The organism is Candidatus Methylomirabilota bacterium (genome assembly GCA_036001065.1).
Lineage (GTDB): Bacteria > Methylomirabilota > Methylomirabilia > Rokubacteriales > CSP1-6 > MNEF01.
Genome location: DASYUQ010000200.1, coordinates 20958 through 31081, shown reverse-complemented (window position 1 = coordinate 31081; position 10124 = coordinate 20958). Strand labels below are relative to the sequence as shown.

Genomic DNA, 10124 nt, shown 5'->3' with positions numbered 1-10124 from the left:
CGGCCGGAGAGATCGCGCGGCAGCGCGGGCACCGAGACGCGCTCGCCGGTGTCGACACCGATCGGGCTCAGCACACGGATCACGCCCATCGCATCCTCCCGTTGAAGGCGCTCATTGTACCCCGCGGCGAAATCCGATGGAGCGGCTGAGCAGGCGGCCGAGCGTCGTGTGCAGCTCGCTCAGGATGGAGCGCTTCACGCGAATGGTGATCGTCTCCACCGGTTCCTTGTTGCCCTCACGATGGATGACGAGGGTGCCGGTGAACTCTTCGGCCCGCTCATCGGTGGCGCTGAGGCCGCGCAGCGTGAGCACTTCCCACGTCTCACTCATGAGCGGTATCTTACCCGAGGTGCGCTCTTCATGATTCTCGCGCTCGACGTCGGCACTTCCTCGGCGCGCGCCGCGATGTACGACGAGACCGCCACCGTGCCGCGACGATTCCATCAGAGCGCGTATGAGCCGACCCTCACCGCCGACGGCGGTGTCGAGCACGATCCCAACGCGCTGCTGGCCGCGGTGGCCGCCTGCCTCGACGCCGTGCTCGCCGGCCCCGGCCTGCCCGACGTCGCCGGCGTGGGCGTCGCCACCTTTTGGCACGGGCTCCTCGGCTTCGACGGCGCCGGGCACGCCGTCACGCCGGTCTACATGTGGGCGGACACGCGGGGCGCCCGCGACGCCACGCTCCTGGCCGGCGCTCTCGACGAGGCAGCGCTGCACGCGCGCACCGGCTGTCACGTCCACGCGTCGTACTGGCCGGCCAAGCTGCGCTGGCTCGCGCGCGCGCGCCCGGCCGAGGCCCAGCGTGTGATGCGCTGGGGCTCCATCGGTGAGCACCTGGAGCTCGCCTTCTTCGGTGAAGGGGCCACGAGCGTGTCGATGGCCTCGGCCACGGGGCTCTTCGATCAGGCCGCGCTCACCTGGGACGCGACCGCGCTGGCCGCTGCCGGCATCGGGAGCCGCCAACTCTTCCCCCTCGTGGATCGCACCGAGCCGCGACGCGGCCTGCGCCCGGCGTGGGCGCGCCGCTGGCCCGCGCTGCGCGGCGTGCCCTGGTTTCCCGCCATCGGCGATGGCGCGGCCGGCAACGTCGGCTCCGAGTGTGTCGATCCCTCGCGCATTGCCCTCAACGTGGGGACGTCGGCGGCGCTCCGTGCGATCACGACGGCCCCCGGCAGCCCGCCTCGCGGCCTCTGGCGCTATCGGGTGGACCGGCGGCTCGCCATCGTCGGAGGCGCGCTCAGCGAGGGCGGGAATCTGCTGGCATGGTGCCGCGACGTCCTGCGCCTGCCCGAGGGGCCCGCCACCGAGGCGGCGCTCGCCGCGCTTCCGGCCGACGGCCACGGCCTGACCGTGCTGCCCTTCATCGCCGGTGAGCGTGCGCCCGGCTGGCGAGGCGAGCGCCGCGCGAGCATCACCGGCCTGCGGTTGGACACCACGGGGGTGCACATCTTGCGCGCGGTGCTCGAGGCGATTGCGCTGCGTCTCGGTATCGTCCACGAGCTGCTCAGGCCGTGCGTCGCGCCCGATCACGCGGTTCTCGCCTCAGGTGGCGGAGTCGCCCACTCGCGGACGTGGGCTCAGATCATCGCCGACGTGCTCGGCCGGGCCATCACGGTGCTGCCCGATGAGGAGGCAACGAGCCGCGGCGCGGCGCTGCTCGCGCTCTCGGCGCTCGGCCTGCGACCCGAGCTCGCCTCCGCCCGCCCACCCGTCGGCGAGACGGTCCGCCCGGATGCGGCCCGCCATGCACACTACCGGGACGCGCTGGCGCGACAACGAGCTCTCGACGCCAGGCTGGTGTGAGCCGGTATCATGGGGTCATGAGCGACGGCGCCCTGGTGAAGGTCTTCGACGACACGGCGGCGCTGGCCACCGCGGCCGCGCAAACGATCGCGTCCATCGCCGGGGACGCCGTCGCCGCCGGGGGCCGATTCACCATCGCCCTGTCGGGCGGCGCCACGCCGCGTGAGACCTACATGCGCCTGGCCCAGTCGCCGCACGGCGAGGCCGTGCCGTGGAGCCGCACCTTCGTCTTCTTCGGCGACGAGCGCTGCGTGCCTCCCGATCATCCCGAGTCGAATTACCGGATGGCCCAGGAGACGCTGCTCGGCAAGGTCCCGATTCCCCCGCACCAGGTCTTCCCGATGATCCGCGGTGAGGTCGCCGACAGCGATGCGGCCGCCGTCGCCTACGCTCGCGCCCTCGGCGAGGTGTTCGGCCTCCGCCGCGGTGAGCTGCCCCGCTTCGACCTGATCCTCCTTGGCCTCGGTATCGACGGTCACACCGGCTCGCTCTTTCCCGGGTCGCCCGCGCTCAAGGAAGTGTTTCGCCCCGTCGTCGCCGTGCATGCCGCGGCGGCCGCAATCCCCGAGCGCCTCACGCTCACCTATCCGGTGCTGACCAACGCCGCCAACGTGATCTTCCTCGTCGCCGGCGCCGAGAAGGCGAAGGTCGTTCGCACGGTCGTGAAGGACCATGCGCTGTTGCCGGCCGGACTGGTGAGCCCGATGAACGGGCGTCTCGTGTGGATGCTCGACCGCGCCGCGGCGGCGTTCCTCGGCCCCTGACGTGCGCCTCGTCATCGGCGGCGACCATCACGGGGTCGCCTACAAGGCCGAGGTGGGCCGGGCGCTGACCACCGACGGCCATCACGTCGTCGATGTCGGCTCGTCCACGCCCGATGCCGTCGACTACCCCGACTACGCGCGCATCGTCGGCGTCACCGTGCGCGACGGCGCGGCCGACGCCGGCATCCTGATCTGCGGGAGCGGAGCCGGCGTGTCGATCGCCGCCAACAAGATCCGCGGCGTGCGCGCGGCGCTCTGCCACGATCTCTTCACCGCCCGGCAGTCGCGCGAGGACGACGACGCCAACGTCCTGTGCCTGGGGGCGAAGGTGGTCACCGTCGAGATGGCGATCGCGCTCACCCGGGCCTTCGTCGGTGCCCGCTTCTCCGGCGCCGAGCGTCACGTGCGGCGTCTGGCCAAGATCCGTGCTCTCGAGGAGGGCGACACCATGAACGCGCGGCCCGCTCCGAGCATCGACGCGCTTCCCCCCGTGGCCGCCGCGCTCGAGGCGCTCGAGCGTCTGGGCGCCGGCACCAGGATCTGGAAGGAGGACGCGAGCCTCTGGAGCAACGTGGCCACGGTGCGGGCGGCCATCGTCAACCGCCTGGGCTGGCTCACGGTTGCCGCCAGCATGCGCGCGCAGGTGGGCGATCTGGTCAACTTCGCCGGCGCCGTGCGGGCCGACGGCATCACCGACGTCGTGCTGCTCGGCATGGGTGGCTCGAGTTTGGCCGCCGAGACCCTGGCCATGACGTTCGCTCCCGCCGGCCGGGCGCCGGCACTCACCGTGCTCGACACCACCGATCCCGGCGCCATCCGTGACGTCCGGGCCCGGCTGAAGCTGGCCAATACGCTCTTCATCGTGGCGTCGAAATCCGGGACGACCGCCGAGATGCAGGCGCTCTACCGGTTCTTCCGCGGCGAGGTGGAGCGTGCGGTCGAGCGCCCGGGGTCCCACTTCGTCGCCATCACCGACGCCGGCACGCCCCTGGAGCGGCTCGCCACCGAGGCGCGCTTCCGCCGGACGTTCGTCAACCCGGCCGACATCGGCGGCCGGTTCTCCGCGCTCTCGTTCTTCGGCCTCGTTCCCGGCGTGCTGCTCGGCGTCGACCTCGCGACCCTGCTCGAGCGCGCGCATCGGATGGCCACCGCGTGCGGCGCCGACGTGCCGGTCGCCGCCAATCCTGCGCTGAGACTGGGCGCGGTGCTGGGTGGTCTCGCCGTCGCTGGACGCGACAAGGTCACGTTCGTGATCTCCGAGCCGCTGCGTTCGCTGGGGGCCTGGCTCGAGCAGCTCCTGACGGAGTCCACCGGCAAGCAGGGCCGCGGGCTCGTCGTCGTCGACGGTGAACCTCCGGGCCCGCCGGCCGCCTACGGGAGCGATCGCGTCTTCGTCGGCATCACGCTCGGCGCCGATGAGAGCGTCGCGCGCGCGCTGAAGCCTCTGGAAGCGGCCGGCCATCCCGTGTTTTCGATCACGCTCGCCGACCGCCTGGACGTGGGCGGTGAATTCTTCCGGTGGGAGATGGCCACGGCCGCCGCCAGTGTTCTGCTCGACGTGAATCCCTTCGACGAGCCGGACGTCGCCCAGGCCAAGGACGCGACTCAGGCAGCGCTGGCCACCTTGAAGGAACGCGGCCGGCTGCCCGAGTGGCCCGCCGACACCGTCGAGACGCTCGCCGAAACCCTCGCGCAGGCGCGACCGGGCGACTACGTCGGGCTGCTGGCGTATCTCACGCCCGAGCCCGCCACGACGGAGGCGTTGCAATCGCTCCGTCGCCTGGTGCGCGACAGTACGCGGCTGGCGACGACGCTCGGCTACGGGCCGCGGTACCTGCACGCGACCGGACAGCTCCACAAGGGCGGTCCGCCCACGCCCATTCTCGTCGTCATGGCCGGCGAAGTTCGTGACGATCTGCCGATCCCCGGCGAGCGCTATGGCTTCGCCCCACTCAAGATGGCGCAGGCACTCGGCGATCTCGCGACGCTGCGCGCGGCAAATCGCCGCGTCGTGTGGCTGCCCATTGCCGGGTCCGCCGTCGCAGCGATCGACCACCTGCGCGTAGCGTTCACGAGGAAATTGTCATGAGTCCAACGTTGCCCCGACCGTCGGGCGCCGGAGGCCCGGCGCAGGCGCGCCGACGGCAAATCTAATGGACCTGGGGCTGGTCGGCCTCGGGCGGATGGGCGGCAACATGGCGACGCGTCTCGTGCGCGGGGGGCACCGCGTCGTCGGCTATGATCCTTCGGCGACGGCGCGTCTGGCGGTGCAGAGCAACGGCATCGAGTCCGCCGCCTCGCTCCGCGAGCTGGTCACGGCGCTGCCGGCGCCGCGCGCCGTGTGGATCATGGTTCCGGCCGGCGAGCCGACCGAGATCGCGCTGCGCGGCCTGGCCGAGTTGCTGGCGCCGGGCGACACGCTCATCGAGGGCGGCAACACCCACTACAAGGATGACGTCCGCCGCGCTCCCGCCCTGAGGTCGCGAGGCCTCCACTACGTGGACGCCGGCGTGAGTGGCGGCATCTGGGGTCTGTCGGAAGGTTACTGTCTGATGATCGGCGGCGAGCGCGACGTCGTCCAGCGGCTGGCGCCGATCTTCACCACCCTCGCCCCGCCCGAGGGCTGGCTGCACGTCGGCGCCGTCGGCAGTGGCCACTACGTGAAGATGATCCACAACGGCATCGAGTACGGTCTGATGCAGGCGTATGCCGAGGGTTTCGAGCTCCTGTCGGCGTCCGACTACGGCCTCGACCTGCCGGCGATCGCGCTGCTGTGGAACCGCGGCAGCGTCGTGCGCTCGTGGCTGCTCGAGCTCGCCGCCGGCGCCCTGAGCCACGATCCCAAGCTCTCCACGATCAAGGGCTGGGTCGAGGACTCCGGCGAAGGCCGGTGGACGATCGAGGACGCCGTCGAAAAGGCGGTGCCCGCGCCGGCCATCACCGCCGCCCTCTTCGCGCGCTTCCGCTCGCGTCGCGACAACTCTTTCGCGGATCGCCTGCTGGCCGCGCTCCGCAACGCCTTCGGGGGCCATGCCATCCGCCGATGAGCCGTTCTCGCTGATCATCTTCGGCGCCTCCGGCGATCTGACGCGCCGGAAGCTGCTGCCCGCCCTCTTCGCGCTCTACGCGACCCGCACGTTGCCGGAGCCCTTCACCATCCTCGCCGTCGCCCGGACCGAGATGAGCCACGACGACTTCCGGCGACGGATGCGGGAGGCCGTGAGCGACCACGGGCGGGTGCAGCCCCCGTCCGAGCTCGTGTGGGAGCGCTTCGCCCAGGCCCTGTACTACCTGCCGGGCGACCCCAAGGAGCCATCGCTCTACGACGAGCTGAAGACGTTCTTGAGCGACACGGAGCCGCGCCGCGGCGGATCGGCCAATCGTCTCTTCTACTGCGCCACGCCGCCGAGCCTCTACGATGACATCGTCGAGAACCTGGGGAACTCGGGTCTCGCCCAGAGCCGCAATGGCTGGACGCGCGTCGTCGTGGAGAAGCCGTTCGGCCGCGACGTCGAGAGCGCGCGCGCCCTCAACCGTCAGTTGCGGCGGTACTTCGGCGAGGAACAGATCTACCGGATCGATCACTATCTCGGCAAGGAAACCGTCCAGAACCTCCTCGTCCTGCGCTTCGCCAACGAGATCTTCGAGCCGCTCTGGAACCGCAACCACGTCGCCAACGTGCAGATCACGGTGGCGGAGTCCATCGGCGTGGAGACGCGGGGCGCCTACTACGAGGAAGCGGGCGCCCTGCGCGACATGGTGCAGAACCACCTGCTCCAGCTCCTCTGCCTCATCGCGATGGAACCGCCGGTGACCTTCGACGCCGCGCCGGTGCGCGACGAGAAGAACAAGGTGCTGCAGGCGATCCGCCCGATCGATCGGACGCAGGTGGCCGAGGTCGCGCTGCGGGGGCAGTACGGGCCCGGCTTCGTGGAGGGCAAGCACGTGGTCGGCTACCGGGAAGAAAAGGGCGTCGCCCGGGACTCACGGACGGAGACCTATGCGGCGCTCAAGCTCTTCGTCGACAACTGGCGGTGGGCGGGCGTCCCTTTCTATCTCCGGACCGGCAAGCGGCTGGCGAAGCGGGTCAGCGAGATCGTCATCCAGTTCCGCCGGACGCCCCACATGATCTTCCGCCGTCACCCCACCGGGGTCGGCCCCAACCAGCTCGTGCTGCGCATCCAGCCGGGCGAGGGCATCGCGCTGACGGTGGCGGCGAAGGTCCCGGGACCGGACCTACACCTCGCGCCCGTCACGCTCGACTTCCGCTACGGCGAGGTTTTCGGGGGCCAGCCGCCCGAGGCGTACGAGCGACTGCTGCTCGACGTCATCCACGGCGATGCCACGCTCTTCGCGCGCGGCGACTGGGTGGAGCAGGCCTGGGCCATCCTGGCGCCGGTGCTCGAGGCCTGGAGAGAGTCCGCCGCGCCTCCCCCGGTGTACGAAGCCGGGTCCTGGGGGCCCGCGGAAGCCGACACCTTCATCACGGGATGGGACGGCTGGGCCTGGCGGAACCCGTGAGCACGCCGGCTACGGGCTCTGCGCAGCGGCGCGGCCCTTAGCCGGAGGCTCGGCGGCGCTCGACCGATCCTCTCGAACTCCTCGCGGCGGTCGGAACAGGAAGCCGCCGTCGGTCGCGACCTGCGCGTCGGTCGCTACCTGCGCGTCGAGGCTGATCGGTTTCGCTGATGCCGCCGGGTCGTCGGCCCCGGTGGCGCGGCGGGATCGACCTCGTCCCCGGTCGGGCGTCGCCTGGCGACGCCCGTACTCCTGCAAGAAGGCGCGGGCCAGATCGGGGTCGACGCGTCGGAGGACGCGGACGACGTACTTGCGGGTTTCGCGATAGGGTGGGATGCCTCCGTAGACGATGACCGCGCGCTCGCCGGCGTTGTAGGCCGCGAGCACCACCGGCAGGTCGTTGTCGAACCGATCCATCAGCCGTCGCAGGTGGCGCACGCCGGCCTCGATGTTCACCAGCGGATCGAACGAGTCGTCGACGCGCAGGCTCGAGGCCGTCGCCGGCATCAGCTGCATCAGGCCTCGCGCGCCTTTTCGGGAGACCGCGCGCGGGTTGAACTCGGATTCGACGGAAATGACCGCGACGACCAGCCTGGCGGAAACGCCATAGCGAGCAGCCACCTCGCGGATGTGGGCGTGGATTACCTGCGCGTCGGGAGCGGCGTCGAGCGCCGTGGCTTGATCGCCCGGGCCGCCGTCGAGCAGGTCGGCTGAATCTTCCGCTCGCTGGGTGGCTACGTAGGCGGGGACGAGCACGACGAAGAGCATGGCCAGGCCGAGCAACCGGTCACGGACGGGTATCTGTAGCGCGCGTCGGCCGCGCTTGCGTGGGGTAGGCGGTACGAGTTTCTTGGTGCCCAAGGTGATGGCCTGGAGTGGGTTATCGGCGACCCATCCGTGAAGCAATGCGAGTGCCGGAGCCGGAGGAGTGGAAAGCCTCGTTTTTTCGAGGAGTTAAGCTACGGAATCAGACGGCCACGGCGTCGAGCCGGTGACACCCTGTGACACGCCGGCTATTTCGCGGCCTGCAGCGCCCGGCTGGCGGTCAACTCCACGTAAGTGAAGTACCACCCCTCCCAGAGCCGGACCTGGAGTGAATTGCCGCCCTTCTCGTAGACCTGCGTCGTGCCTTGGGGACCGCTCGTCGTGCTGCTGACGCTCCGCCAGCCGTTGGCTTCGAGGGTCGTTCGCAGGGCGAACGCGAGGCTGGTGATCTCGATACGGCCCCGATAGAGAAGCCGCGCGGCCTTGACCGAGGGCGACTCGATGATCGTCGAGCGGTCCTCGAGATACGTGAGACCCTTCGGGACCGGGATGTCCTCGAACTCGCTGTGTCCGGCGCGGGACTGCGTGGTAGCGCACCCCGCGGCGAACAGGGCAATCAGGGCGAACGCGACGACCCCTCGTCTGCGCACCCCCAGAGCCTAGCAGGGGGCGGGGCCGCCCATCAAGAAATTACGTCAGCCGGATGAATCGCGCAAAGTCGGCTTCCACGGCCCGGGCCACGCCCCCGACCTGGCTCGGCGTGAGCTCCTCGTCCAGGATCAGCACGACGATGGCCCGGCCCCGCTTGGATCGCCGGCCGACGTGCATGGAAGCGATGTTGATCCCCAGGCCTCCGAGCGTCGTCCCGATCCGCCCCACCATGCCGGGGCGGTCCTCGTAGGACAGCACCAGGATGTGGCCCTCCGGCGTGAACTCGATGTTGAGGTCGCGCAGGCGCACGATCCGCGGCTGGCCGTCGAAGACGGTGCCGGCGATGATCTTCCGTCCCTCGCGCGTCTGGGTCGTCACCGTGACCAGGCTGTTGTAACCGTGGGTCTCGTCCTCCCGGGCGACGCGCACCTCGACCCCGCGCTCGCGCGCGACCAGGTGGGCGTTGACCAGATTGACCGGCCCCGCCATGACGGGCCCCAGCAGCCCCGCCAGCACCGCGCGAGCGAGCAGCTGGGGATCGGTCTGGGCGACCGCGCCCGCCACCTTCACCTCGACGCTGGCCAGGTGCTCGGGATCGAGCTGGACGCAGAAGCGCCCGAGGCGGTCGGCCAGCCCGATGAACGGCTTCAGCTCGGCGAGCACCGCGCTGTCGCCCACCGGAATATTCACGGCGTACTCGACCAGATCGCCATCGCGAAAGGCGACGATCTGACGGGCAACGTCCAGGGCGACGTTCACCTGGGCCTCGCCGGAGTTGGCGCCGAGGTGGGGGGTGACGACGACGCGCGGGTCGGCGATGAGCCGCCGGAGGAGCTTGCTCCGGGGCGGCTCCTCGCTCCAGACGTCGATGGCGGCGCCCGCCACGTGCCCGGACTCGAGCGCCGCCAGCAGGTCGGCCTCGTTGACCACGCCACCGCGCGCGCAGTTGACGAGGCGGACGCCGCGCTTCATGAGCCCCAGTTCCCGCGCCGCGACCATATTGGTCGTCTCATCGGTCAGGGGGACGTGGAAGGTGATGACGTCCGACTCCCTGAGCAGGGTCTCGAAGTCGGTCAAGCGCGCGCCCACCTCGCGGGCTCGAGCCTCCGCGACATAGGGGTCGTAGACCAGCAGCTCGGTCTCGAAGGCCCGGAGCCGCGCGGCGACCCGCGAGCCGACCTTGCCGAGCCCGACCACCCCGACGGTCTTCCGCAAGAGCTCGGCCCCGTAAATCGTGCGGTCCCAGGTGAGTGCCTTGAGGCTGCCGTGAGCTTCGGGGATCCGCCGAACGAGGGCCAGCAGCACCCCCATCGTGTGCTCCGCCGCCGACACCACGTTGCCGTACGGCGCGTTGACGACCACGATGCCGCGCCGCGAGCAGGCGTCCACGTCGATGTTGTCGACGCCGACGCCGGCGCGTGCGACGATCCTGAGCCGCGACGCGTGCTTGAGGAGATCCGGCGTCACCGCCGTCCCCGACCGCGTGATCAGCGCGTCGTAGTCCGGCACGCGCGCGTAGAGCGTGTCCAGGCTCGGCTTGATCAGCTCATCGACCTGGAACCCCCGCTCGCGCAGGTAGGCGGGCCCTTCGGGCGCGATGACGTCCACGACCAGCACGCGCAT

Annotated in this window: 9 protein-coding genes; 5 read left to right on the top strand and 4 right to left on the bottom strand. The window is 70.7% G+C overall.

What is annotated here, in order from left to right; translation table 11 throughout:
• Positions 1-111 precede the first annotated feature (111 nt).
• Positions 112-330 carry a hypothetical protein gene (locus VGV13_19285; GenBank protein HEV8643233.1) on the bottom strand — a complete coding sequence of 73 codons (219 nt, stop codon included), beginning with the start codon at positions 328-330 and terminating at the stop codon, positions 112-114.
• A 30-nt stretch (positions 331-360) separates the two neighbouring features.
• Between VGV13_19285 and VGV13_19280 the strand changes: the two genes are divergently transcribed.
• The 5 genes from VGV13_19280 to zwf all read left to right on the top strand — a co-directional run bounded on the left by VGV13_19280 (position 361) and on the right by zwf (position 7088).
• Positions 361-1803: a gluconokinase gene (locus VGV13_19280; protein HEV8643232.1), complete on the top strand. Its 1443-nt coding sequence runs from the start codon at positions 361-363 to the stop codon at positions 1801-1803.
• A gap of 17 nt (positions 1804-1820) precedes the next feature.
• Positions 1821-2567: a 6-phosphogluconolactonase gene (gene pgl / locus VGV13_19275; protein ID HEV8643231.1), complete on the top strand. Its 747-nt coding sequence runs from the start codon at positions 1821-1823 to the stop codon at positions 2565-2567.
• Position 2568: 1 nt separating this feature from the next.
• A complete protein-coding gene (gene rpiB / locus VGV13_19270; GenBank protein HEV8643230.1) occupies positions 2569-4656 on the top strand; it encodes a ribose 5-phosphate isomerase B in 2088 nt (695 codons plus the stop codon).
• Between the two features lie 64 nt (positions 4657-4720).
• Positions 4721-5614, top strand: coding sequence for a decarboxylating 6-phosphogluconate dehydrogenase (gene gnd, locus VGV13_19265; protein HEV8643229.1), 894 nt, complete (start codon positions 4721-4723; stop codon positions 5612-5614).
• On the top strand, positions 5598-7088 hold the full coding sequence (gene zwf / locus VGV13_19260) for a glucose-6-phosphate dehydrogenase (GenBank protein HEV8643228.1): 1491 nt from the start codon (positions 5598-5600) through the stop codon (positions 7086-7088). The genes gnd and zwf overlap by 17 nt, the downstream gene beginning before the upstream one ends.
• 9 nt (positions 7089-7097) lie before the next feature.
• On the opposite strand, the gene VGV13_19255 is transcribed toward zwf, so the two are convergent.
• The 3 genes from VGV13_19255 to serA form a co-directional block, all read right to left on the bottom strand.
• Positions 7098-7853: a transglycosylase SLT domain-containing protein gene (locus VGV13_19255; GenBank protein ID HEV8643227.1), complete on the bottom strand. Its 756-nt coding sequence runs from the start codon at positions 7851-7853 to the stop codon at positions 7098-7100.
• Between the two features lie 245 nt (positions 7854-8098).
• The gene (locus VGV13_19250) at positions 8099-8500 is read right to left on the bottom strand and encodes a hypothetical protein (protein HEV8643226.1); all 402 of its coding nucleotides are present in this window, start codon (positions 8498-8500) and stop codon (positions 8099-8101) included.
• A 40-nt stretch (positions 8501-8540) separates the two neighbouring features.
• Positions 8541-10124 carry a phosphoglycerate dehydrogenase gene (gene serA / locus VGV13_19245; protein ID HEV8643225.1) on the bottom strand — a complete coding sequence of 528 codons (1584 nt, stop codon included), beginning with the start codon at positions 10122-10124 and terminating at the stop codon, positions 8541-8543.

Bases quoted from the DNA above. Each gene is read 5' to 3' on its own strand.
- VGV13_19285 (HEV8643233.1), bottom strand. From the start codon at position 330: ATGAGTGAGACGTGGGAAGTGCTCACGCTGCGCGGCCTCAGCGCCACC.
- VGV13_19280 (HEV8643232.1), top strand. From the start codon at position 361: ATGATTCTCGCGCTCGACGTCGGCACTTCCTCGGCGCGCGCCGCGATG.
- pgl (HEV8643231.1), top strand. From the start codon at position 1,821: ATGAGCGACGGCGCCCTGGTGAAGGTCTTCGACGACACGGCGGCGCTG.
- gnd (HEV8643229.1), top strand. From the start codon at position 4,721: ATGGACCTGGGGCTGGTCGGCCTCGGGCGGATGGGCGGCAACATGGCG.
- zwf (HEV8643228.1), top strand. From the start codon at position 5,598: ATGCCATCCGCCGATGAGCCGTTCTCGCTGATCATCTTCGGCGCCTCC.
- VGV13_19255 (HEV8643227.1), bottom strand. From the start codon at position 7,853: ATGCTCTTCGTCGTGCTCGTCCCCGCCTACGTAGCCACCCAGCGAGCG.
- serA (HEV8643225.1), bottom strand. From the start codon at position 10,124: ATGCGCGTGCTGGTCGTGGACGTCATCGCGCCCGAAGGGCCCGCCTAC.